Source organism: Streptomyces beigongshangae, from assembly GCF_019710745.1.
Lineage (GTDB): Bacteria > Actinomycetota > Actinomycetes > Streptomycetales > Streptomycetaceae > Streptomyces > Streptomyces beigongshangae.
This window is the reverse complement of sequence record NZ_JAHKJW010000010.1, coordinates 83,845-106,914: the sequence shown is the minus strand read 5'-3', so window position 1 is coordinate 106,914 and position 23,070 is coordinate 83,845. Positions and strand designations below refer to the sequence as shown.

20 protein-coding genes are annotated in these 23,070 nt (G+C 70.9%); 13 read left to right on the top strand and 7 right to left on the bottom strand.

The features are described from left to right. Positions 1–60 precede the first annotated feature (60 nt). Positions 61–1,500, bottom strand: a complete 1,440-nt coding sequence (locus KM933_RS10215) for an MFS transporter (protein ID WP_221350450.1) — start codon at positions 1,498–1,500, stop codon at positions 61–63. A 146-nt stretch (positions 1,501–1,646) separates the two neighbouring features. Here KM933_RS10215 and KM933_RS10210 point away from each other — a divergent pair, with 146 nt between their 5' ends. Further along, the gene (locus KM933_RS10210; RefSeq protein WP_221350448.1) at positions 1,647–1,970 is read left to right on the top strand and encodes a 2Fe-2S iron-sulfur cluster-binding protein; all 324 of its coding nucleotides are present in this window, start codon (positions 1,647–1,649) and stop codon (positions 1,968–1,970) included. Then, positions 1,970–3,205, top strand: coding sequence for an NAD(P)/FAD-dependent oxidoreductase (locus KM933_RS10205; RefSeq protein WP_221350446.1), 1,236 nt, complete (start codon positions 1,970–1,972; stop codon positions 3,203–3,205). Before KM933_RS10210 ends, KM933_RS10205 begins: the two co-directional genes overlap by 1 nt. Positions 3,206–3,257: 52 nt before the next feature. Here KM933_RS10205 and KM933_RS10200 read toward each other — a convergent pair whose 3' ends face one another. Beyond that, the gene (locus KM933_RS10200) at positions 3,258–4,349 is read right to left on the bottom strand and encodes a winged helix DNA-binding domain-containing protein (RefSeq protein ID WP_221350444.1); all 1,092 of its coding nucleotides are present in this window, start codon (positions 4,347–4,349) and stop codon (positions 3,258–3,260) included. 164 nt (positions 4,350–4,513) lie between these two features. Between KM933_RS10200 and KM933_RS10195 the strand changes: the two genes are divergently transcribed. After that, positions 4,514–5,740, top strand: coding sequence for a cytochrome P450 family protein (locus tag KM933_RS10195; protein WP_221350442.1), 1,227 nt, complete (start codon positions 4,514–4,516; stop codon positions 5,738–5,740). A 49-nt stretch (positions 5,741–5,789) separates the two neighbouring features. After that, the gene (locus KM933_RS10190; protein ID WP_221350440.1) at positions 5,790–6,128 is read left to right on the top strand and encodes a hypothetical protein; all 339 of its coding nucleotides are present in this window, start codon (positions 5,790–5,792) and stop codon (positions 6,126–6,128) included. A 97-nt stretch (positions 6,129–6,225) separates the two neighbouring features. On the opposite strand, the gene KM933_RS10185 is transcribed toward KM933_RS10190, so the two are convergent. From KM933_RS10185 to KM933_RS10175, 3 genes are all read right to left on the bottom strand, one after another. Continuing rightward, positions 6,226–7,263: an MDR family NADP-dependent oxidoreductase gene (locus tag KM933_RS10185; RefSeq protein WP_221350438.1), complete on the bottom strand. Its 1,038-nt coding sequence runs from the start codon at positions 7,261–7,263 to the stop codon at positions 6,226–6,228. A 59-nt stretch (positions 7,264–7,322) separates the two neighbouring features. Continuing rightward, on the bottom strand, positions 7,323–8,696 hold the full coding sequence (locus tag KM933_RS10180) for an MFS transporter (protein WP_221350436.1): 1,374 nt from the start codon (positions 8,694–8,696) through the stop codon (positions 7,323–7,325). 150 nt (positions 8,697–8,846) lie between these two features. Further along, positions 8,847–9,629 carry an SDR family NAD(P)-dependent oxidoreductase gene (locus KM933_RS10175; RefSeq protein ID WP_221350434.1) on the bottom strand — a complete coding sequence of 261 codons (783 nt, stop codon included), beginning with the start codon at positions 9,627–9,629 and terminating at the stop codon, positions 8,847–8,849. A 218-nt stretch (positions 9,630–9,847) separates the two neighbouring features. On the opposite strand from KM933_RS10175, the gene KM933_RS10170 reads away from it, so the two are divergent. The 5 genes from KM933_RS10170 (at position 9,848) to KM933_RS10150 (ending at position 16,764) form a co-directional block, all read left to right on the top strand. Next, positions 9,848–11,083, top strand: coding sequence for a CaiB/BaiF CoA transferase family protein (locus tag KM933_RS10170; protein ID WP_221350432.1), 1,236 nt, complete (start codon positions 9,848–9,850; stop codon positions 11,081–11,083). A gap of 82 nt (positions 11,084–11,165) precedes the next feature. Further along, positions 11,166–12,797: a citramalate synthase gene (cimA, locus tag KM933_RS10165; RefSeq protein ID WP_221350430.1), complete on the top strand. Its 1,632-nt coding sequence runs from the start codon at positions 11,166–11,168 to the stop codon at positions 12,795–12,797. 27 nt (positions 12,798–12,824) lie between these two features. Next, positions 12,825–13,859, top strand: coding sequence for a ketoacyl-ACP synthase III family protein (locus KM933_RS10160; protein ID WP_221350428.1), 1,035 nt, complete (start codon positions 12,825–12,827; stop codon positions 13,857–13,859). 74 nt (positions 13,860–13,933) lie between these two features. Continuing rightward, positions 13,934–14,899 carry an aromatase/cyclase gene (locus KM933_RS10155; RefSeq protein WP_308013325.1) on the top strand — a complete coding sequence of 322 codons (966 nt, stop codon included), beginning with the start codon at positions 13,934–13,936 and terminating at the stop codon, positions 14,897–14,899. Positions 14,900–15,027: 128 nt separating this feature from the next. Further along, positions 15,028–16,764, top strand: a complete 1,737-nt coding sequence (locus KM933_RS10150; protein WP_221350424.1) for an AMP-binding protein — start codon at positions 15,028–15,030, stop codon at positions 16,762–16,764. Between the two features lie 42 nt (positions 16,765–16,806). On the opposite strand, the gene KM933_RS10145 is transcribed toward KM933_RS10150, so the two are convergent. Both KM933_RS10145 and KM933_RS10140 read right to left on the bottom strand, forming a co-directional pair. Next, positions 16,807–17,418 carry a response regulator transcription factor gene (locus KM933_RS10145; RefSeq protein WP_221350422.1) on the bottom strand — a complete coding sequence of 204 codons (612 nt, stop codon included), beginning with the start codon at positions 17,416–17,418 and terminating at the stop codon, positions 16,807–16,809. A gap of 15 nt (positions 17,419–17,433) precedes the next feature. Then, the gene (locus tag KM933_RS10140) at positions 17,434–18,174 is read right to left on the bottom strand and encodes a sensor histidine kinase (RefSeq protein ID WP_221350420.1); all 741 of its coding nucleotides are present in this window, start codon (positions 18,172–18,174) and stop codon (positions 17,434–17,436) included. Positions 18,175–19,149: 975 nt separating this feature from the next. Here KM933_RS10140 and KM933_RS10135 point away from each other — a divergent pair. The 4 genes from KM933_RS10135 to KM933_RS10120 all read left to right on the top strand — a co-directional run bounded on the left by KM933_RS10135 (position 19,150) and on the right by KM933_RS10120 (position 23,003). Continuing rightward, on the top strand, positions 19,150–19,941 hold the full coding sequence (locus KM933_RS10135) for an AfsR/SARP family transcriptional regulator (RefSeq protein WP_221350418.1): 792 nt from the start codon (positions 19,150–19,152) through the stop codon (positions 19,939–19,941). Positions 19,942–20,219: 278 nt separating this feature from the next. After that, positions 20,220–21,482: a beta-ketoacyl-[acyl-carrier-protein] synthase family protein gene (locus KM933_RS10130; protein ID WP_260333325.1), complete on the top strand. Its 1,263-nt coding sequence runs from the start codon at positions 20,220–20,222 to the stop codon at positions 21,480–21,482. Next, positions 21,479–22,699, top strand: a complete 1,221-nt coding sequence (locus tag KM933_RS10125; RefSeq protein ID WP_221350414.1) for a ketosynthase chain-length factor — start codon at positions 21,479–21,481, stop codon at positions 22,697–22,699. The genes KM933_RS10130 and KM933_RS10125 overlap by 4 nt, the downstream gene beginning before the upstream one ends. Positions 22,700–22,730: 31 nt before the next feature. Next, on the top strand, positions 22,731–23,003 hold the full coding sequence (locus tag KM933_RS10120; RefSeq protein WP_221350412.1) for an acyl carrier protein: 273 nt from the start codon (positions 22,731–22,733) through the stop codon (positions 23,001–23,003). Positions 23,004–23,070: the final 67 nt, after the last annotated feature.

Sequence of the window (23,070 nt, the reverse complement as noted above, 5' to 3'; positions counted from 1 at the left end):
GATGCGCCTCGAAACCCCCTGGAACGGGGTCGGACCGCCGTCGGCGGCGACCGCTGTGCCTCAGCGGTGAGCATGCCTCGGCCGCCCCGGAACGGTCAGTGCCGCCAGGAAGCCGAGCGCGGCGCAGCCCGCCGCGCCGAGGAGGGCGGCTCCGTAGGCGGACGCCAGAACCTCGGGGGCGACCGCCGTGCCGTCCGCTCCACCGGTGCGGGAGGCGGCGAAGGTGGACAGGATCACCAGCCCCACCGCGCTGCCGAGTTGGCGCGTGGTGTTCAGCAACCCGGAGGCCAGCCCGGCACGTTCCTGGGGGAGTCCGGACGTGGCGACCACCGTCGTGACGTTGAGCACCACGCCCATGCCGAGGCCGAGCAGCATCGATGGCCCCAGCAGATCGCCTCCGTAGGTGGCGTCCGCGCCGGCCCGGGACAACCACACCAACGCGGCGCACGCCGTCGCCAGACCGCACAGCATCACCGGCCTCGGTCCGGTGACGGGCAACACCGCGGAGACCCGCCAGCCGGCGAGGGCGATCCCGGCGGACAGCGGCAGATAGGCGAGGCCGGTCTGCAACGGGCTGTAGTGGAGCACCTGCTGGAGCAGCAGAGTGAGGACGTAGAAGGTGCTGAACAACGCGGCGATGCCGAAGAAAGCGACCAGGTTCGCCGACGCCACCGCACGGTTGCGGAACACACCGAGTGGCACCAGGGGCGAGCGTGCGAACCAGCGCTGGACGACGAGGAAGAGCGACAGCAGCACACCTCCCGCCGTGAGCGCACCCAGCACCCGGGGCGATGTCCAGCCGTGGGTGTGCGACGCGGCGATCCCGTACACGGTGGCCATGAGACCCGCCGTGGCGGTCACGGCGCCGGGCAGGTCGAACGCCCGGCGCTGACGCGGCCGTTCGTCGCGCGGCAGCAGCCGTCCGACGGCGACGAGCAGCACCCCGAGGGGCAGGTTGACCAGCAGGGTCCACCGCCAGGAGAGCCACTGGGTGATGATCCCGCCGAGGAGGACACCCATTGTGCCGGCCGATCCGCCCACCGCGCTCCACGCCCCGAAGGCCCGGGCGCGAGCGGCGGGCTCGGTGAAGGTGACGCTCAGGACCGTGAGCGTGGCCGGTGCCATGGCGGCAGCGCCCAGTCCCTGGAAGGCGCGAGCGATCACCAGGGCCACCGGTTCGGTGGCCACTCCCCCGAGACCGCCGGCCAGGGTGAACACGACGGCGCCGCCGAGAAAGACCCGCCGCCGGCCGTACAGGTCCGCCAGCCGCCCGCCGAGCAGCAGGAAGCCGCAGAGCACGACGGCGTAGGCGTTGTTGACCCACTGCAACGACTCCGGCCGGAACCGGAGTTCGGCGGCCAGGCTCGGCAGGGCGACGTTCACGACCGACGCGTCGACCACGATCATGAACTGGGCGAGGCAGCAGACGGCCAGGACCAGACCATCGCGGTGTCGTCCGGGCTCTCCCGCCGTGGTGGCGAGCAGCGGCTGAGTATCCATGCGCGCACCCTGGCGGGCGGTCGTCGACGGCTGGTAGCGGCCAGGTCGAGCCGGGCGGCTTCGAGGCTCTCTCGACCACCCTCCCAGCGCGGGCCGTCACAGTGATCCGCTCACCCGGTCGCGCGGCCTGCCACGAGGAGGGCACCATGGCCAAGATCACGTACAAGCACGTCGACGGCACGGAGACCGTCGTGGAGGTGACGGCTCCCAACACGGTCATGCGGGGCGCCAAGCTGAACGACGTCGAGGGCATCCTGGCCCAGTGCGGCGGCTCGGCCCAGTGCGGGACGTGTCACGTGTACATCGACGAGGGCAATGTACTGCCGCTTCCCGAGATGCACGAGGCGGAGGACGACGTGCTGTACGGCACGGCCGCCGAGCGCCGGCCCACCAGCCGGCTCAGCTGTCAGATACCGGTCTCGGAAGCCATCGACGGACTGGTCGTGCACCTCCCGGCGACCCAGGTGTGATGGGTACCGGGCCGGTCGTCATCATCGGGGCGGGCCATGCCGCGCTGGAGGCGGCGGCGGAGCTGCGCGCGAAAGGCCACACCTGCCCCATCACCCTGATCGGCGCGGAGACCGCGCCTCCGTACGCGCGACCACCGCTGTCCAAGAGCTACCTCACCGGACAGGTCGGGCCCGAGGAGTTGTGGTTGCGTCCGGAGAGCTTCTTCCGCGAGCAGGGCATCACCACGATGCTCGGGGAGAGCGTCGTCGAGATCGACCGCGAGGCGGGCCGGGTGCTGCTCGCGTCAGAGGCGCACGTCCCCTACGGCACGCTGATCCTGGCCACCGGGTCCAGGCCCCGGTGGCCGGCCGTCCCGGGAGCGGACCTGGAGGGGGTCGTGGTCCTGCGGAACCTGTCCGACGCCGAGCGGCTGCGGTGTGCGCTCCGCGACTGCCGTGAGCTGCTGGTGGTCGGCGGTGGCTTCATCGGTCTGGAGGTGGCGTCCGTGGCACGGGGGCTGGGTCTTCCGGTCACCGTCGTGGAGTCCGGCTCGCGTCTGATGGGCCGTTCGGTGAGCTCCACACTCTCCGCCCATCTGCTGGCCCTCCACCGGGCCGAGGGCACCCGGGTCCTGCTCGACCGGGAACTCGTCGCCCTGCGGGGCGAGGCGGGCCGTGTCCGGGTCGCCGAACTGAACAACGGCGGGCGCGTCGTCACCGACCTGGTGGTGTTCGGCATCGGCGCGCTGCCGAACACCGCGCTGGCCTCGCGGGCGGAACTGACGACGGGTGACGGCGTCGTCGTGGACCGCTGGCTGCGCACCTCGGACAAGAACGTGTACGCCATCGGGGACTGCGCTCGCTTCCCCAGCCCGCACGCGGCGTACCCCGTACGGCTGGAGTCCCTCCAGAACGCCTCCGACCAGGCCCGCTGTGTGGCCGCGACGCTGACCGGGGACCGGCAGCCGTACACGGCCATACCCTGGTTCTGGACCGAGCAGTGCGGCGTCCGGGTGCAGATGGCCGGCATCACGTCCTTCCACGACCGCGCGGTCGTCTCCGGGTCGCGCGCCGAGGGGCGGTTCTCGGTCTTCTGCTACCGCGACGGACGCCTCGTGGGAACTGAGTCGGTGAACCGGTCGGCCGACCACATGATCACCCGTCGGCTGCTGGCCGACGGCATGGCGGGACCGGCCGCGGACGAGGTCGCCCGTCCCGGCTTCGACCTCCGGCGGCATCCGGTGAAGCCCGTCTGAGCCGGGAGGCGGCCGGGTCGGCGGCACCCGTCCCCGCCGCCCCTGACGTGCTTCACGCCGCCTCGGCTCGGATCCGGACGTCCCGACGGCTGTCGTCCGGGAGCACGAACTCCGCCAGTCGCCCGGCCTCCTCGCGCACGGCCGCGCGATCGGCCTTCGCCAGGGTGCGGAAGGGCGAGACAAGCAGCAGGCCGTCCTTGACGAACCATGTGCCGGCCACGAAGCCGTCGACGAGGAAGGTGGGCAGCACGCGCGCCTGCCCGGGAGCGACCGTCTTCCGGTGCTCGTCGGCGATCACCCGGCTGCGGTCCGCGTGGCCGAGGAGGAGGTTGTCGAAGGCGGGCAGGAAGCGCACCGGCGCCGGGCGGTCCGGGTCGCCGGGTGCCGCCTCCGGCAGGTCGAACAACTCCCTGCCGTGCTCGTCGTGGTGGACCCGCAGCCGCGGCCGGAGGTCATCGACCACCTCGCGCAGCCTGCTCAGCCCCGACCACGTCTGCATGTCCTTCACGTCGGCCGGACCGAACGCCGCCAGGTACCTGGTGACCATCGCCCCGATCCGCGGTGCCGGCTCCAGCGGCCGCCCGATCCAGTCCTCGGCGAGCACGCACGGCACCGCTCCGCGCCGCCCCCACAGGCCGCTCGGCGGCGGGTGGACCATGGGCACCAGAAAGTGCACGGCCATGGCGAGGTCGTTGGCCCGGTGATCCGGGAACTGCTCGGTGAGCAGACTGCCCAGTTCCTGACGGGTCAGGGTCCGGCGCGCCAGGAGCTTCCGGCCGGCCGCCGCCAGCTCCGACAGGTCGAGTCCCCCGGCCTCGCGCCGCAGCCCGCCCGCGGGAGCCCGATCCAGCCGAGGCTGGAGCAGCGGCCGCAGCCAGAGGAAGTCCTCCGCGAGAGCGAGATGCTGGGTGGTGCGCAGATGCGCGCCGCGCACCACCCGGCGTTCGTGCAGCAACGACGACAAGGCATCGTGCCGGAATCCGGCGATCCGCGTCCAGAGGCCCACGTACGGCGCGTCGGGCTCCTGCCCCTGCATCGCGACCAGCCGCTCGACGACCCTGGAAACGGGCCAGTCGACGCGGTCGAACAGCAACTGGCGTTCCAACAAGGACCGGTTGAGGGCGCGGGTGGAGAGTAACGGCATGGCGCCCATTATCGCGGGGCCGCACCGGTCACCTGTCCTGCCTGCGGGCGGTCCCGCTCCTCATGAGCTGGGCGCGAGCGAAGATCGAGGGGCACGGCCTACGTTTTCGGCCCGGGCGCCTGCCGCGCCCGCGTGGCCCTCACCTCCGACTCCCTGGAGCCGTCATGACCGAGGCCCTGGTCGCCGATCTCACCGGATCGGACCCGAGTTTCACGGCCGACCCCTATCCACTCTTCGCTGAATTGCGGGAACGGGGTCCGGTCCACCGGGCCCGCGTCCTGGACGGACGGGACTGCTGGCTGATCACCGACTACGACGCGGCACGGACCGCCTTCACCGATCCGAGGCTGAGCAACGACGTCCGGTATTTGAAGGCGTGGGAGAACCTCGGCCGGAACGTCGTGGGCAAGACCCTGATGCAGGTCGACCCGCCGGACCACACCCGTCTGCGCAAGTTCATCGCCCGGGAGTTCACGCTCCGCCGGGTGCAGTCCATGCGTCCGCGCGTCGAACAGATCGCTCACGAACTGCTCGACTCCCTCCTGCCGTTGGGCGCGGCCGACCTGGTCGAGTCCTATGCCCTGCCGCTTCCGCTGTCCGTCATCTGCGAACTGCTCGGTGTCCCGGAGGGGGACCGCGCGGACTTCCACCTCTGGTCGAGCGATCTGTCGGCGCCACCGACCCCCGAACGGGGGAACGCCGCACAAGAGGCGATGACCGGCTATCTGTCGAACCTGGTGGACACCAAGCGCAGGGAGGGCGGTGAGGATCTGCTCGGCGCGATGGCGCGTGCCGTGCAGGACGACGGCGACCGGCTGTCCCCGGAGGAACTCCTCGGCATGGCGTTCCTGTTGCTGGTCGGCGGGCACGAGTCCACGGCGAACGTCATCTCCAGCGGAACGCTGGCCCTGCTGCGCAACCCCGACCAGCTCACCGCGCTCCGGGCGGACTGGTCACTGCTGGAGACCACGGTCGAGGAGGTCCTGCGCTTCGACGGGCCGGTCGAGGTGTCCGCGTACCGCTACACCACCGAACCGATCACCATCGGGGACACCGAGATCCCGGCGGGCGAGGTGGTGCTGATCGGCATGGCGGCCGCCGGACGGGACGCCGGGCAGTTCTCGGACGCGGACAGCTTCGATATCGGCCGGCAGTTGCGCGAGGTGCGCGCGCATCTCGCCTTCGGACACGGTGTCCACCACTGTGTGGGCGCCCCGCTGGCCCGGATGGAGAGCGGTATCGCCCTGCGTGCATTGCTGGAGCGGTGCCCTGACCTGACGCTGGCCGTGCCGTACGAGGACCTCGCATGGAAGCCCCCCACCTTCACGTTGCGGGGACTGGAGGGCCTCCCGGTGACGTTCACGCCGGTCGGACCGGCCGGTCGGGCGTAGGCGGCCGGTGTCCGCGGCGACGCCGGGCGAGCCCACGTCCCCGGTCCCTGTGACCCCGGTCGGCGCCTGGACGGCCCGGGTGCGCCGGCCGGGCGGCGAATCGACCGCCTCGTTCCACTTCACGGCCTGCGGACACGCGCTGCTCGTCGCCGGCGGGCTCGGTGCCGGGCGCTGGTCGTCGCTCGGGCCGGGCAGCTTCCTGTTCCGTGTCACGGAGCCGGTCCTGGACGACGACGCGGTCTGTGTCGGGTGGGTGGACATCGAGCAGCGCGCGAACCTGAGCGGCGAGTCCTTCACCGGCCGGGGCACTTCCCGTGTCCATGACGCCGACGGACGGCTGGCCAGAGCCGTTCCGGTGGAGATCCACGCGACCCGCGTCGCGTCTTGAGCGCGACCACGGGACAACGGGACAACGGGACAACGGTGGCAGGCGTACGACATGACGGTGGCGGGTGCCGGTGGCAGCCGCCACCGTCGTCGTTGCGTCAGTCGGACGCGACCCGCACGGCGACGTTGCCGCGGTGGCGCCCGTTCAGCAGCGCGATCATCGCCTCGGGGGCCTGGGTGAGGCCGCCCTGGACCGTGGTGTGGGGGAAGACGAAGCGGTCCTCACGGAGCCACTGGGCGAAGTGTTGATACCAGGCACCGATCTGCTCGGGCGAGTGGTGGCACGCGAACGGCCTGATCTCCAGGTGCCTGGTGATGGCCCGCATGAGGTCGAGCCTCGGGTGGCCCGCCCGACCGCCGCCGATCTGGCCCGCCAGAGCCCCGCAGAGGGCGAAGCGGGCGTGCGGGGCCGCCACTTGGACCGCTGCCTCGAACTGCTCGCCGCCCACGTTGTCGAAGAACACGTCGATCCCGTCCGGCGCGAGTTCGCGCAGCCGGTCGACCACAGGCCCGTCGTGGTAGTCGAAGGCGGCGTCGTAGCCGAGTTCGTCGACCAGGTAGTCGACCTTCTCCTTGCTGCCCGCGCTGCCGATCACCCGGGCGGCGCCCCGGCACCTGGCGATCTGCCCGGCGAGGGACCCCACCCCGCCCGCGGCTCCGGAGACGAAGACGACGTCCCCCTCGCTCGCCCGGGCGATGTCGGCCATGCCGTAGTAGGCGGTGGGGCCCTGGCTCAGGTAGTGGACAGGGCTCGGGAAGAGGTCCGCGCGGAGTTTCACGTACGCCTCGGCGGGGCCGGTCGAGTACTCCGACCATCCGCTCATGGACTGAACGAGGTCTCCGACGGCCAGCCGGTCGTCGGCGGACCGCACCACGGTGCCCACCGTGCCTCCGCCGAGGCGCTCGCCCGCCAGGAACGGGGGAACCGGCAGCTGGCAGCCGGGCCGCATGAGGTCGGCGTAGGCCGCCGCCAGGGACAGGTACTCCGTACGGACGACCACCTCCCCCGCGCCCGGCCGCGGGACGGGCGTCTCCACGATGTCGAAGTGGCCGAGGGTCAGCTCACCCTCCAGTGCTCTGGTGAGCCGGACCTCCTGGGCCGTCCCCGGCACCTCTAGAACGTTCCGTGTGCTCATCGTTCTCCTTCCGTGGCGAATCGTGGGCGAGCTGGTTGGTTCCGGTCGCGCGCGATGGCTCAGACGGTCGTGGACGTACCGTCGGCGCCGGTCCTGGACGCTTCCGACGGCCACCGGCGCGCCTGCCGGGGCAGCGCGAATGTGAGCAGGAAGGCCGCCGCGAGCAGGCAGGCGATCCACCGCAGTGTGTGGGAGAAGGCCGCGGAGACCGGATGTCCGGCGTCCAGCAGCCCGAGGAAAGCCACCGGGACCAGGCTCATTCCCAGGACCGCCCCCAGCTGGTAGGTCGTGTTGCCGAGCACGGCCGCGGAGCGCTGGTGCTCGCGGGGGACATCGGCCAGCAGCACCGTCGGCAGCGGTGCCACCGTCAGTCCCATGCCGCCGCCGAGCAGGGCCAGTGCCGGCAGGATCTGCCAGGACTGGATACCGGTGCCGTAGTGCTGTGTCTGCCAGTCGTACACCAGGACCCCCGCCAACTGCGTGAGCACTCCGGCCTGCAGCACCTTCCGCCCGTACCTCGGGAAGAGGGCGTCGCGCGCGAGCCCGGCGCAGACGGCCACCGCGGCACCGAAGAGCAGCATGCACAGAGCGGCCCGCACGGGGGACCAGCCGAGCCCGGCCTGCATGTGGAAGCACCAAGCGAGGAAGTAGATGCCGCCGAGGGTGCCGTAGACGAGTTCGATCCCGATGCCGACGGCGTAGCTCCGGATGCCGAACAGGGACCTGACCACCGGCGGGCCGTCGTGTCGGCGGCTGCCGGCCCGCGCGTGGCGGACGACGGCGGTCGACGTGACGGGACGCGGATGTTCCCGGCACTCAATGATCCAGAGCCGCCCCAGTACCAGACCCGCCAGCCCGATCGGCACGTTGATCAGTAAAACCGAACGCCAGCCGAGGCCGAACAGGTCGCTCTCCAGGAGCACGGCTCCGACCAGCGGACCGGTCACCGAGCCCAGCCCGATCACCGCGCCGAAGAGGGCCGCCACCCGTCCCTGCTCGTCGGCGGGGAACAAGGCGTCGAGTATGTGGGGCACCTGGGAGACCATGAGCGCCGCCGCCGCACCCTGTGCCGACCGGGCGGCCACCAGCGTCTCGGGGCTCGGGGCAATTCCGCCCAGCACGGACGCGACGGTGAAGGCCCCGATGCCGACGAGGAACAGTCTCCGGCGCCCGTGCACGTCGCCCAGCCGTGTGCCGTGCCCGAGGACGACGGCGAACGCGAACGCATAACCGCCTGTTATCCAGGGCAGAACGGCGTGTGGAACATCGAAATCTCTTCGGATCGTCGGAAGGGCGACATTGACCATGGTGAGGTCGACCAGGTCCATGAGGCTCGCCGCCATGACGACGGCCGTCGCCCACCCGCGTATCCGGTCGGCCTCCGGCTTTGGCACGGACGTGTCGGCCGGCGCGGGACGGAACGTGAACCTCATCGAAGTCTCCCTGCTCACGGCGGTATCGATCTCGTGAGCGACATTAGATTTCCTTTAGGACGAAGGCCGTCCGCTATGGGCGTCGCGTCGTAGGCGTGTCGGAGCCGCGCCGTAGCGCGATGCCCCACGGATACGCTGCGGCGCCCGGCCTCAGCGCTCCTGTCCGGCCGGGTCGGTTCCCGTGTCCATGCCCCCGTCGACGGTGACTATCTGTCCGGTGACCAGCGACGCGGCCGGACGGGCCAGCTGCGTGATCCACGGGGTGATGTCGTCGACGTCCGCCACCCTCCCCAGGGGAATGCCGGCGGTGACCGCGTCGAACAGCCCCTCCACCTGTTGCGGCGTCATGCCGTTGGCCTCGAACGCCTCGGTGCGTACGAATCCGGGGGCCACGGCGTTGACCCGCACTCCGTGTGCCGCGAGTTCCGCTGCCCAACTGCGGGTCAGGCTGTGCACGCCCGCCTTGCTCGCCGCGTACACCGACTGCCCGGGCCCCGGGTTGTGACCCGCGCGGCTGGAGACCAGGACGATGTTCCCGCGCCGTGCGAGCAGGTACGGCAGCAGGTGCCGGGTGACGATCAACGGTCCCACCAGGTTGGTGTCCAGGACCTCTCGCACAGTGTCCGGTCCGAGTGCGCCGAGCGGTGTGAAGCGGAAGACACCGGCGCTGTGCACCAGGACGTCCAGCGCGCCGCCGCGCTCCCGCACCTCGTGGGCCAGCGCCTCGGCACCCGCTTCCTCGGTCACGTCGGCGGCCACCGGTACAACGGCCGGGTGCTCGGCCGCGACCTGGTCGAGGCGCTCCTTGCGGCGGCCACAGACGATCACGGTGGTGGCTCCCTGCTCGGCGAAGGACAGCGCGGTGGCACGGCCTATGCCCGTGCCACCGCCGGTGACAACGACGGTACGTCCGGCGAAGATCTGGTCCGGCATGGTTCCCTCCTCGAAGCAGGCGGCTGAGAGCGGACCGGCGGCTCCCCCACCCCATGGGCCGAGGACGGCGGCCGGACGGCCAGCGTGGGCCCCCGCGGTTGTGGCCGTCTGGACCTCGGGTGGATCGCCCACGCGAGGACGTGGTCGCGTTCGAGCCGCTCTTGACCGGCGTGGCAGAGCCTGAGCCGCGACGGTGTCGCCGATCGACGGAGCGTGTGATGTCAGTACTCGGTGGTTGCTCCCCCTCGGGGCCGGAGACGGACGCAGGGAAGGGGCCGCTCTCAGGGCTGCGCGTACTGGAGCTGGCCGGCATCGGCCCGGCGCCCTTCGCCTGCATGCTGCTGGCGGATCTGGGGGCCGAGGTGATCCGGATCGAACGGGCCGACGGGGAGCGGCCGTTCGCGAAGTGGCACCGGGTGCTGGACCGTGGGCGCCGCTCGCTGGCTCTCGATCTGAAGAAGCCCGACGCGGTGCGGGTTGCGCTACGACTCGCGAGGCAGTGCGACGTCCTCGTGGAGGGTTTCCGGCCGGGAGTGGCCGAGCGTCTGGGCCTGGGGCCGGAGGAGTGCCACGCCGGCCATCCCGCCCTCGTGTACGCCCGCATGACCGGATGGGGGCAGCACGGACCGCTGGCCCGGACACCGGGACACGACATCAACTACATCGCGCTGACCGGTGCCTTGGACGCGATCGGAACGGCAGGAGGGCCTCCCGTTCCGCCGGCCAACCTGTTGGGCGACTTCGCGGGCGGCGGGATGCTGCTGTTCGGCGGCATCCTCGCGGCGGTGCTGGAGCAGCGGCGGACGGGCCGCAGCCGGGTGGTGGATGCGGCCGTCGTGGACGGCACCGCACTGCTCATGGGCATGCTGCTCGGCATGTCGGGCAGCGGGCAGTGGCAGGCATCCAGAGGCGGCAACCTGCTCGACGGCGGAGCGCCGTTCTACGGCGTGTACCTCTGCCGCGACGGCGGGTACGTCGCCGTGGGAGCTCTTGAGGACCGGTTCTTCACGGCCCTGGTCCATGCCCTGGGGCTCGACCCCGGCCGCTTGCCGGACCGGTGGGAACGCGACAATTGGGCGGTGCTGCGGTCCACGTTCGCGGACCGCTTCGCCCGGCGCACCCGCGACGAGTGGGCGGCCGACCTCGCCGGCACCGACGCGTGCGTGACCCCGGTGCTGAGCCTCGACGAGGCGGCCCGTCACCCGCATCTACGGGCCCGCGGCACGTTCCTGACGGACGGTCCCGCCCTTGAGCCCGCCCCCGCACCGCGGTTCGAAGGGGCCGAGGCGCCCCGGCCCGCGCCCGCCCCGGTCAAGGGCCGGCACACACGTGAGGTCCTGGCCGAGTCGGGGTGGTCGGCGGCGGAGATCGAGCACCTGCTGTCCTCCGGCGCGGCCCACGCCGACTCCGGGTTCGACCTGGCCGACCGCCGCGAAGCGCCCAGCCGCTCTTGAGCGCGACGCGAGCGCCCGGATCCACGCTTCGCGTCCCCGGCCGACACGGCCTGACACCGAACCAGCACCGCGGGAGGGGCAGATGGCAGCAAAGGACTTCCAGCTTTACGACACCACCCTGCGCGACGGCACGCAGCAGGAGGGTCTCGTGCTGTCGGTGGACGACAAACTCGCCGTCGCGCGGTGCCTGGACGCCCTGGGCGTGGGGTTCATCGAGGGCGGCTGGCCTGGGGCCGTACCGAAGGACACGGAATTCTTCCGGCGCGCGGCCACGGAACTGCAGCTGGACAACGCCCTGCTGGCGGCGTTCGGTGCCACTCGCAAACCCGGGGCCTCGGCCGCGACCGATCCGCAGGTGCGGGCGCTGCTCACCGCCGAGACCCCTGTGGTGACCCTGGTGGCCAAGAGCCATCCCCGGCACGTCGAACTCGCTCTGAGAACCACTCTGGCGGAGAACCTCGCGGCGATCGGCAACACCGTGCGGCACCTGGTCCTCGCCGGCCGCAGGGTCTTTCTCGACGCGGAGCACTTCTTCGACGGCCACCGCGCCAACCGCGACTACGCCCTGGAAGTGGTGTGCACCGCCGCGGAGGCCGGGGCCGAGACCGTGGTGCTGTGCGACACCAACGGCGGCTCACTGCCGGACGAGGTGGGCACGGTGGTGACCGACACGATCCGGAGCACGGGTGTGCCGATCGGTGTGCACTGCCACGACGACTCAGGGTGCGCGGTCGCCAACTCGATGGCGGCCGTGGCCGCCGGAGCCCGCCATGTCCAGGGCACGGTGCACGGCTACGGCGAGCGGTGCGGCAACGCCGATCTCCTGACGCTGGCCGCCAACCTGATCCTCAAGCGCGGGGTGCCGGTGCTGCCGCCCGACCGGCTGGGCGGCATGGTCGCGGTGAGCCGGTCCGTCGCCGAGATCACCGGACGCTCCCCGGCCGCCGGCGCCCCGTACGTGGGCAGGTCGGCCTTCACGCACAAAGCCGGCCTGCACGCCTCCGCGCTGCGCAGGGACAGCGCGCTGTACCAGCACATCGACCCGCTGGACGTCGGCAACAGCATGCGCACGCTCGTGTCCGACATGGGCGGCCGGTCGTCAATCCTGCTCAAGTCCCAAGAACTGGGCTACGACGTCACCGACGCGGGGGAAACCGTCGCGCGGCTGGCCACGAAGGTCAAGGAGCTGGAACACCGCGGCTACAGCTTCGAGTCGGCGGACACCTCCTTCGCGTTGCTGCTGAGCGCCGAACTGTCCGCGGACCAGGGCGGGCCACCAGTCGACCTCCTGTCCTGGCACGTCACCACGGAGCGGAACGACACCGGCCGGGCACGGTCCGGTGCCTCGGTCCGGCTGCGGGTGGACGGCGTGCCGGTCGAGGGCGCCGGCTCGGGCAACACCGCGGTGGACGCCCTCGACCGGGCTGTGCACCACGCCCTCGACCCGTCGTTCCCACGGCTGCGGCGGTTGCGGCTGGCCAACCATCAGGTACGCCTCCCGGTCGGCGAGTCCGGCGGACCGGTGCTGGCCCGGGTGCTGGCCTCCTTCACGCACGGGTCCGACCGGCTGAACACCGTCGGGGTGGACCGTGACGCCGACTCCGCCTTCGTCCAGGCGCTGCTGGACGCCGTGCGGTACCTGCTGGCGCCGGCCGACGGCCACCTCGGCGAAGCGCGGTCCCCGGGCCACGAACCGGCAGCCGCAGCACACTGACGGACCGAGCCCCAGGACGGAATGACCATGCGTACGGAAGGCATGTACATACGGGCCACCGGCGTCCGGCTCCCGGCCGCACTGCCGGTGAGCGAGGCCGTCGCCGCGGGCGACTGTCCGCCACAAACCGCCGAGACCACCGGCATCGTCTCCGTGGCCCGCTCACTCGACGAGTCGGCGGCGGAGATGGCGGTCGCGGCCGCCGCCCACGCCCTCGACCGCGCCGAGGCGCAGGCGGACGACATCGACCTGATCCTGCACGCCGACACCTATCACCAGGGTCAGGATCTCTGGCCGGTCGCCTCCTACATACAGCGCGAGACGCTCCGCAACACCTGCCCCGCTCTGGAGATCCGGCAGATGAGCAACGGCGGACTGGCCGCGCTCCAACTGGCCGCCGCGTATCTGAGGTCCGCGCCCGGCCACCGCGACGCGCTGCTGACCACCGCCGATCGCTTCTGCCCGCCCGGCATCGACCGCTGGCGCACCGACCCGGGTACTCCGTACGCCGACGGAGGTACGGCGCTGGTGCTCTCCCGGCGCGTCGGGTTCGCGTCGTTGTCCTCGGTGGCGTTGTACGCCGACGCCGAACTCGAACCCCTGCACCGTGGCGACATCCCGTTCTCACCGGCGCCGTTCACCCACGGCATGCCTGTGGACTTCGACGCGGCCAAGCGCTCGTTCGTCGAGCGCATGGGCATTTCCTATGCCGTCGCCCGCAGCAGCGCAGGGCAGTACAGCGTCGTCAAAGAGGCGCTGTCGGACGCCGGGATGGAACTCGCCGACGCCGCATGGGTGATCCTTCCGCACTTCGGCCGGCGCCGGCTGCAGTCCATCTATTACAGGCCGTTCGGCATCGACCCGGACCGCACCACGTGGGACTGGAGCCGGACCGTCGGTCATCTCGGCGCGGGCGACCAGTTCGCGAGCCTGGACCAACTCGTCTCCTCCGGCCTGGCCGTGCCCGGTGACCGGTGCGTGCTGATGTCGGTGGGCGCCGGCTACAGCTGGGGCTGCGCGGTGGTCGACATCCTCGAACGTCCCTCCTGGGCCGTCGGCTGACATCCGGCCCAGCGTCCGCCCGATCCCGCCCGTGGAAGACGCCGCCGCGGCGGCCCAGTCGAGAGGAATGTCCTGTGGTAAAGAGCAGTGCGGCAACCCATGTCGCGGAGCACAGTGCCATCATCATGGCGCCTGCCGCGGACGTCTACGAGCTCATAGCCGCCGTACGGGGCTGGCCCGACGTCTTCGGTCCGACGGTGCACGCCGAGGTGCTAGAGGAGACCGAGCAGCACCAGTTGCTGCGGATCTGGGCGTTCGCGAACGGCCGCGTGCGCAGCTGGACCTCGCGCCGGTCCCTCGATCCCGCGACCCGAACGGTGACGTTCCGACAGGTGGTGACCGCTCCGCCGGTGGCGTCGATGGTCGGAGAGTGGCGGATCGTGGAGACGGCCGACGGCTGTCGGGTGACGTTGCTGCACGACTACCGAGCGATCGACGACGACCCCGAGGCCCTGCGCCTGATCGAGACCGCCGTGGACACCAACAGCACCGCCGAGCTGCGTGCGCTGAAGGCCACGGCCGAGCGGTTCGCCGATTTCACGCAGTCGAGGTTCACCTTCAGCACGCACCAGGACATCAGCGGCAGCCGGCGGGACGTGTTCGGCTTCCTGGCACGAGCCGACGCGTGGCCGAGTCGGCTTCCCCACGTCGCTCGAGTGCAGTTGCGTGAGGACGAGCCCGGCGTCCAGCACTTGACCATGGACACCTACAGTCCTGACGGTTCCGAGCACACGACGTCCTCGGTCAGGCTCTGCTTTCCCGACCGCGGGCTGATCGTCTACAAGCAGACAACGCCCCCACCGGTCATGACCGGCCACACGGGGCGGTGGGTCGTCGAGTCCGTCCAGGGCGAGGGCGGGGTGCCCATGGTGCGTGCCACCTCCTGGCACACCGTCGTGCTCGACATGGACGGCGTGCGCGGAGTGCTGGGACCCACCACGAAGCTTGCCGAGGCCGGCGCGATGGTCCGTCGGTCCCTCGACGCCAACAGCTCCGCCACCCTGCTCCGGGCCAAGCAGTACGTGGAACAGAGCGGCTGACGGGAACGGCGCGGTGCCCGGGACGCCCGGTCCCCGCCCGCCGCCGCACGACCGCCGTTCGAGATCACCGATCCGTGACCGGGCCCGACGTCGACGGCCTCGGGCCCGGTTGCCTGCTAGGGGGAACGTTGAACAGCGATCGTTCGTACGGCGAGACGATCCGCGAGTGGGCGACGGCGCATCCCTGCCGGGAGGCTCTGCTGTCCGTGGGCGAGAACGGTCCGGACGCGCCCGTCGAGCGTGTGACATACGGCGAATTGGACCGCGAGGCGGCCGCGTTGGCCGGCTGGCTGTGGGAGCGCGGGCCCGTCGGCCAGCGCGTGCTCGTGCTTCAGTCCTCGCCCCGCTTCTTCGCGGTGAGCGTCCTCGCCTGCATGTACGCGGGAGCGGTCGCCGTACCCGTCGCGGTGCCGGGCACCAGCCGCCACGACGCGGACCGGGTCCTCGGCATCGCCAGGGACGCGTCGGCCGGAGTCGTCCTCACGGACGCGGCGACGGCGCCGGACGTCTCGGTGCTCCTGGCCCGGCACGGCCACGACCGGATCAGCTGTCTGGCGGTGGAGTCAGCGCCGGACGGGGACGGACTCCGCACGCCGGTGGACGACGCCGACCAGGTGGCCCTGATCCAGTACACGTCCGGCTCCGCACGGCAGCCCCGCGGTGTGGTCCTGACCCACCGGAACCTCGTCGTGGGTCAGCGCACGGTCGCCCGGGTGCTGGACACGCGGCCGGGCGACCGGATCGGCGGCTGGTCACCGGTGCACCACGGTATGGGCCTGACCGGCCTGCTCCTGCACCCGCTCTGGCTGGGAGGCACCTGCGTGCTGCTGAGTCCGGGCCTGTTCGACCGTCGACCGGCGGCCTGGCTGAAAGTCGTCTCGGCCCACCGCCTGCGCGTGAGCGGAGGTCCCGGCCCGGCGTACGACCTGTGTGCGCGCCAGATCGGTGACCAGGAGCTGGCTGGGCTGGACCTGTCGGGCTGGGAGCGTGCCGTATGCACGCCGGGACCGATCCGGCCCGAGATGCTGCGGACCTTCGCGGACCGGTTCGCTCCGGCGGGCTTTCGGCCCGATGCGCTCAGGACCTGCTACGGACCGGCCGAGGTGCCCCTCCTGGTGTCCGGCGCGTCGAGGAGCGAGGCGGCCCACCGCACCGTGGACGCGGCGGCGCTGGAGGACCGCGAACTGCGTGCTCCGGTCCCTGGCCGGCCGACACGCACCCTGGCGGACTGCGGGGTGCCCGTCGGCGCCGAGTTGCGCGTCGTCGATCCGGTGAGCCTCGAAGTGCTGCCGGACGGAAGGGCGGGGGAGATCTGGGTCCGAGGGCCGGCGATCGCGGACGGCTACTGGAACCGCCCGCTCGAGACCACCGACACGTTCGACGCCCGCACTGCCGACGGCACGCGCGGCTTCCTGCGCACCGGGGACCGGGGCGCGCTGTGCGGCGGGCGTCTGTATGTGACCGGTCCGCCCGAGGACACCGTCGGGCGGGCGGGGTCCCCTCTGTCACCTGGTGATCTGGAGCGTGCCGTCCGCCGGTTGAGCGATCTGTTCGGGGCGGGCGCGGCCTTCGGTGTCGGTGTCGAGCAGGAGCACTTGGTGCTCGTCCTGGAGCTGCGGGGAAAGAACCACTACGGCATCGATTTCCCCGGTCTCGTCCGGGCGGTGGAGAAGCACCTGTCCGAGGAGTTCCGGCTCACCCCGGGCGGAGTGTTCCTCGTGCCCCGCGGGACGATCCGCCGGACGGCCGGCGGGACGGTGGAGCGCGGCGAGCTGCGTCGGCTGCTGCTCGACGGCGAACTCAAGGCCATCCACCGGCAGGTGGGTCGCGAGGTCCGGGAACTCATCGGTTCCGGAGCCCGGTGAGCCGGGCCCGGGCGGCCGGTGCGCCGCCCGGCCGGGCCGGCTCTAGGGGATCCATCCCGCTTGTTCGGCAATGCGGATGGCGTCGACCCGGTTGCGGGCGTTGAGTTTGGTCACCGTGGCGGTCAGGTAGTTCCGCACGGTGCCCTTGGAGAGGCGCAGGCGCCTGGCGATCTCCCCGACCTCCGCTCCCTGCGCGGCCAGCCGCAGCACTTCCAGCTCGCGCCTGGTCAGGGGCGTGGCCTGTACGTCCCAGGCCGATAGCGCCAGTTCGGGATCGATGACCCGCTGTCCGGCCGCGACGGCACGGATGGCGTGGGCGAGCCGGGGCGGTTCGGAGTCCTTGAGCAGGAACCCGGAGACCCTGGCGTCCAGGGCGCGCCGCAGCGTGCCCGAGCGGCCCAGCCCGGTCAGCATGATGGTCCGGCAGTCCGGCAGTTGCCGATGGAGTTCGGCCGCGGCGCTCAGCCCGTCGATCCCGGGAAGGCCGATGTCGATGACGGCGACGTCCGGCTTGGTCTTGAGGGCCGTCGGCACGATCGCGTCCCCGCGTCCGACGGCCGCCACCACTTCCAGGTCCCGTTCCATCTCCAGCAGGGCCACCAGGGCTCCGCGCAGCATGGAGACGTCTTCGGCGATGAGGACTCTGACGGACAACGTGGACCTCCGGTCTCAGGAAGCCGGTCGGACCGACTCCAGCGCGACGCCCCGGGGCGCCTCACACATCAGGTGGAACCAGCCGTCATCCGTCGCTCCCGCGTCGACATGACCTCCGATGTCGTCGAACCGACTGGCCAGATTGTGCAGACCGTCGCCGCCCAGACAAGGCTGTCCGCGCGCGCCGCCGGCCAAACCGTCGTTGGCGACCAAGAGCCGGACCCACTCCTGCTCGCCGATCGCCCGGATCGTGACGTGCCGGACGTGCGCGTGCCTGAGGGCGTTGGTCACTCCCTCGCGTACTGCGGTGGCCAGGGCGGTGTCCAGGGCGGGCGGCAGGCTCCCGCACCGGATGTCCACGTGCGCGACGACTCCGAGGGAGTTCAGCACCGACTCCACGGAGGACACCTCGCTCTCCAGCGACATGCCTCGATAGCGCCGCGCCACAAGTCGCACGTCGGACAGGGCCTGGCGGGAGATTTCGAGAACCTCGTCGATCTCCTTGCGCGCCTGCTCCGGCCTGCTGGGCACCAGTTGGTAGATCAGCTCGCTCTTCAACGCGATCGACGACAGGCTGTAACCCAGCAGGTCGTGCAGGTCCATGGCGAAACGGCGCCGCTCACGCGAAACGGCCCTGCGGGCCGTCTCCGCCTGCGAGGCCCGTGACTCGCAGACGAGGTGGGTGAGCCGGGCGAGCCCCAGGACCACGAGTCCGCAGAGAGCGGCGGTCAGGGCGGGCTCGATGGAGGACACCATGGACGATCCCTGAACCGCTGCGCCCACGGGTGCTTCGGCGACGACCAGCGCGAAGGCGACCCAGGCGCGGAATCCCGTGAGCAATAACAGTGCGGAACTGGCAAGCGGCCCTACAAGCCCATTCCAGTTCGTCCCCGCCATCACAATGGCAAGGTAGGTCGCTGCCGAGACCAGAAGGAAGAGCGAAACTCTACGTCCCGACTCCCACTGCCGATACGGAAGAAAAGGGAGAATCATCTGGAATACGATGAGCGGTATCGCGCACAGCACACAGGCAACGATCTCCGCTGTCCCGGACGCCCCTTTCACCACGCCGAACAGAGCCAGCGCACCACTACTCAACACCACGACGAAGAGCAGCAGTCGAGCGATTTTAAGGGCCCTACGCTCACGGTCCGATCGATTATCACCGCAGGGCTCACCAAATAAAACATCCACCTGTCCCCCGCATAACTGAGATCAATTGCACTATTGGCCATATTGCAAAAGTCGACAGCACACCGGACCCATAGTAAACAGGAAGCACTTAACGAACAACCGCACCGGATCCGCGCAATCACAGCCAGTGACCTAAACTGCGTAAACAAGCCTCCTCCGGCCCGAAAGCCGCTCCGGCAAAGATACGGATCACGGACCCGGGCCGGCGACGGGCCTTCGCCCCCACCACGCACGGCAGGGCGCCGGTGACGTCTTTGTCCCGGCTTGAGCCGTGGCTGATTCTTGCGGTGTGTCATTACAGGACGGATGGCGCGCAAGGGGGCGCATCACGCGGCCGCCGCCCGCCGATCGCGGTCGCCCTGTGGCGCATCCGCACGTACGAATTCTCAACGTAGCCCTGTGACACCTGGTAGTGCGACGTTCACAAGATCGGTATGACATATTCACAACGGTGCTCGTGCATCCCTCACTGTGCCTCGGATCAGCCGGAGTGCGAAGCTCCACCGATGCCGTACCGGTGTCCGAGGGGAGCACAGGATGGAAATCAAGGTGCTGGGCCCGTTGACAGCCCAGGAGCACGGAATCTCGGTGGTGCCAAGTGCGGCCAAACCCAGACAGATCCTCGCCGTGCTCGCCTTCCAGGCAGGACGGATCGTCACGGTGTCCACGCTGATGGAGGAGATCTGGGGCGAAGCCATACCGCGCAGTGCGGCCACCACTTTGCAGACCTACATCCTCCAGCTGCGCCGCATGATCACCGGCGCGCTCTCGGACAACGCCACCCGGGGGGCCAAGGACATCCTGGTCACCCAGCACGGCGGCTATCTGCTCGACCTGCCTCCGGGACACGTGGACGTCCAGGAGTACGAGCAGTGCGCGTCCGCCGGGCGGGCCGCGTTCGACGCGCACGACGACCGGGCGGCGTCCCATCTGCTCGGCGCGGCCCTCGACATGTGGCGGGGCCCGGCTCTCGTCGATGTACGCGTCGGAAGGGTGCTGGAGCTGGACGTGCTCCGGATCGACCAGGACCGGCTCGCGGTGCTCGAACGCCGGTTGACCGCGGATCTGCGGCTGGCCCGGCACTCCGAACTCGTACCGGAGCTCACCGTGCTGACGGCCCGTTACCCCATGCACGAGAACTTCTGCGCGCTGCTCATGCTGGCCTCCTACCGCTCGGGCAACGCCTGGCGGGCTCTTCAGGCGTTCCAGCAGTTACGGTCCACTCTCATCGAGGAACTGGGCCTTGAGCCCTCCCCCCGGCTCCAGCGGCTGCACCAGTCGATACTCACCGGCGATCCAACGCTGGATCTGCACGCCGCTGCTCTCTGAACCGAGCCGTTCGCACCGAGCGGGGACGCGCCTGGGGCGCGTCCCCGCTTCCGCGTCCACCGCCCGCCCCGGCCCGGTCTCCCGGCACCACGCTCCATGTCGGCACAAGCATGCATCGAGGGGGCCGTCGAACGATGAACCGGATCGACGTCGGTGACCCGTCACGAGCGTGCCACCGACCGATTCAGCGGGCGGGACGCACCCGCAGAGAACCTGCGGCGTCTCGCCCGCTGGCCCACCGGACCACCCTCGGTCCCCACACAAGAGAGGTGACGACCTTGCGCAGAGTCGCCATCACGGGCCTGGGCGCCGTAGCCCCGGGAGGTATCGGCGTAAAAGAGTACTGGGAACTGCTCACCGCCGGCCGATCCGCCACTCGCACCATCAGCTTCTTCGACCCCTCCCCCTTCCGCTCACGGGTCGCGGCCGAGTGCGACTTCGATCCGGTGTCGGCGGGCCTGACGCCACAGGAGATCCGTCGGTTGGACCGGGCCGCCCAGTTCGCGGTGGTGAGCACCCGCGAGGCGCTCGCCGACAGCGGCCTGGACGCCTCCCGCCCCTCCCCCGACCGGATCGGCACGTCGATCGGCAGCGCAGTGGGCTGCACGACGAGCCTGGAGCGCGAGTACGTGGTCGTCAGCGACGGTGGGCGCAAGTGGAACGTCGACCACGAGTACGCCGTCCCGGAGCTCTACCGGCACTTCGTCCCCAGCACGATGGCGGCCGAAGTCGCCTGGGTCGCGGGCGCCGAAGGCCCTGCCGCCGTGGTGTCGACGGGCTGCACCTCGGGACTCGACGCGATCGGTCACGCGGTGGAGCTGATCCGCGAGGGAAGCGCGGACGTGATGATCGCCGGCGCCACCGAGGCCCCCATCTCCCCCATCACCTCGGCCTGCTTCGACGCCATCCACGCCACCACCCCGCACAACGACGAACCGGAACGCGCCTGTCGGCCCTTCGACCGCACCCGCGGCGGTCTGGTGCTGGGGGAAGGCGCCGCGGTCATGGTCCTTGAGGAATGGGAGAGTGCCCGAAGGCGCGGGGCACATGTCTATGCCGAGATCGCCGGATTCGCCGCCCGCTGCAACGCCTACCACATGACGGGACTCAAGCCGGACGGCCGCGAGATGGCGGAGGCCATCAACGCCGCCCTTCAGGAAGCCCGTATCGCGCCGGAGGCCATCGGCTACATCAACGCGCACGGCTCCGGGACCAAGATGAACGACCGTCACGAGACAGGCGCGTTCAAGCGCACTCTGGGCGACCACGCCCATCACGTACCGATCAGCTCGGTAAAGTCGATGATCGGGCACTCGCTCGGTGCGATCGGCTCGCTGGAGATCGTCGCCTGCGCGCTGGCGATCGAGCACGGGGTACTGCCCCCCACCGCCAACCTGCACGAACCCGATCCCGAACTCGACCTCGACTACATCCCGTTGACTGCGCGCGAGCAATGGGCGGACGTGGTGCTCAGCGTCGGCAGCGGCTTCGGCGGTTTCCAGAGCGCGATGCTGCTGACCCGTCCACGGGCGCAGTCATGACCGCCGCCGTCGTGACCGGTCTCGGCATCGCCGCGCCGAACGGCTTCGGAACGGAGGCTTTCTGGAAGGCCACCGTGGCGGGAGAGAGCGGTCTGGTCCCGCTGACCCGCTTCGACGCGGCCCAGTACCCGTGCGTGATCGCCGGTGAGGTCAAGGGCTTCGTCGCCGAGGAGCACATACCGAGTCGGCTGATGCCGCAGACGGACCGCATGACCCGGCTCGCACTCGCCGCCGCCGACTGGGCCATCGACGAGACCGGCGCCGACCTGCGGCAGCTGCCCGAGTACGGCATGGGCGTGGTGACCGCCGCCTCCGGCGGTGCCGTCGAGTTCGGCCAGCGGGAGCTGCAGAACCTGTGGAGCAAGGGCAAGGAGCACGTCAGCGCGTACCAGTCCTTCGCCTGGTTCTACGCGGTCAACACGGGCCAGATCTCCATCCGGAACAAGATGCGCGGCCCCAGCGGGGTCCTGCTCACCGAACAGGCGGGTGGCATCGACGCCATCGGCCACGCCCGGCGACACATCCGCAAGGGCACACCCTTTGTCCTGTCCGGCGGTGTGGACTCGGCGTTGTGCCCCTGGGGTTGGGTGCCTCAGATCACCACCGGCCGCATGAGCACCGTCGCGGACCCGGACCGCGCCTACCTGCCCTTCTCCGCGGACGCGTCCGGATACGTCGTCGGTGAGGGGGGTGCCGTGGTCGTCCTTGAGGACGCGGCCTCGGCCCGTGAACGAGGTGCCCCACGCATCTACGGCGAGGTCGCCGGCTACGGGGCGACCATGGACCCGCCGCCCACGTCGGGCCGGCCGCCCGGCCTGCGGCGGGCGGCCGAGATCGCCATCTCGGACGCGGGCCTCACCCCGCGGAACATCGACGTGGTCTTCGCTGACGCGGCGGGCGTGCCCGAACTGGACCAGGCCGAGGCCGCGGCCATCAGCGGGCTGTTCGGGCCGCGCGGAGTGCCGGTGACCGCGCCCAAGACCATGACCGGCCGGCTGCTGGCCGGCGGTGCGGCCCTCGATGTGGCCACCGCATTGCTCTCCCTGCACGCGGGAGTGATCCCTCCGACCGTCCATGTGCGGGCTCCGGCGCCCGCGTACGGGCTCGATCTGGTCACCGGCCAGCCCCGCGACACCGCTCCGCGATCGGCTCTGGTCCTCGCCCGCGGATACGGCGGCTTCAACGCGGCCCTCGTACTGCGCCGTACCGACGGCTGATCCTCCGACCCCCGCCGAAAGGAACCACGGCATGTCCGCAACCACCACGGTAACCCTGGCCGACCTCACCCGGATGCTGCGTGAGAGCGCGGGCGAGGAAGAAGGCGTCGACATGGACGGCGACGTCCTGGACGTCTCCTTCGACGATCTCGGCTACGACTCCTTGGCCATGCTCCAGGTCATCGGCCAGGTCCAGCGCGAATACGGCATCCGGCTGCCGGACGAGGCGGCCGCCGACGCGGACACCCCGCGCGCCCTGCTGGCGCTGATCAACACCAATGGGCACGTGCCGCAGACCGGGTGACCTGCCCGACTCCCGTACCGGGGACGGCGCGCCCCTTCTCAGGCACCCGACCGCGGTGTGCCGCCCC

Bases quoted from the DNA above. Each gene is read 5' to 3' on its own strand.
- KM933_RS10185 (WP_221350438.1), bottom strand. From the start codon at position 7,263: ATGAGCACACGGAACGTTCTAGAGGTGCCGGGGACGGCCCAGGAGGTC.
- KM933_RS10200 (WP_221350444.1), bottom strand. From the start codon at position 4,349: ATGCCGTTACTCTCCACCCGCGCCCTCAACCGGTCCTTGTTGGAACGC.
- cimA (WP_221350430.1), top strand. From the start codon at position 11,166: ATGGCAGCAAAGGACTTCCAGCTTTACGACACCACCCTGCGCGACGGC.
- KM933_RS10195 (WP_221350442.1), top strand. From the start codon at position 4,514: ATGACCGAGGCCCTGGTCGCCGATCTCACCGGATCGGACCCGAGTTTC.
- KM933_RS10210 (WP_221350448.1), top strand. From the start codon at position 1,647: ATGGCCAAGATCACGTACAAGCACGTCGACGGCACGGAGACCGTCGTG.
- KM933_RS10140 (WP_221350420.1), bottom strand. From the start codon at position 18,174: ATGGTGTCCTCCATCGAGCCCGCCCTGACCGCCGCTCTCTGCGGACTC.
- KM933_RS10215 (WP_221350450.1), bottom strand. From the start codon at position 1,500: ATGGATACTCAGCCGCTGCTCGCCACCACGGCGGGAGAGCCCGGACGA.
- KM933_RS10175 (WP_221350434.1), bottom strand. From the start codon at position 9,629: ATGCCGGACCAGATCTTCGCCGGACGTACCGTCGTTGTCACCGGCGGT.
- KM933_RS10120 (WP_221350412.1), top strand. From the start codon at position 22,731: ATGTCCGCAACCACCACGGTAACCCTGGCCGACCTCACCCGGATGCTG.
- KM933_RS10160 (WP_221350428.1), top strand. From the start codon at position 12,825: ATGCGTACGGAAGGCATGTACATACGGGCCACCGGCGTCCGGCTCCCG.
- KM933_RS10170 (WP_221350432.1), top strand. From the start codon at position 9,848: ATGTCAGTACTCGGTGGTTGCTCCCCCTCGGGGCCGGAGACGGACGCA.
- KM933_RS10135 (WP_221350418.1), top strand. From the start codon at position 19,150: ATGGAAATCAAGGTGCTGGGCCCGTTGACAGCCCAGGAGCACGGAATC.
- KM933_RS10205 (WP_221350446.1), top strand. From the start codon at position 1,970: ATGGGTACCGGGCCGGTCGTCATCATCGGGGCGGGCCATGCCGCGCTG.
- KM933_RS10180 (WP_221350436.1), bottom strand. From the start codon at position 8,696: ATGAGGTTCACGTTCCGTCCCGCGCCGGCCGACACGTCCGTGCCAAAG.
- KM933_RS10125 (WP_221350414.1), top strand. From the start codon at position 21,479: ATGACCGCCGCCGTCGTGACCGGTCTCGGCATCGCCGCGCCGAACGGC.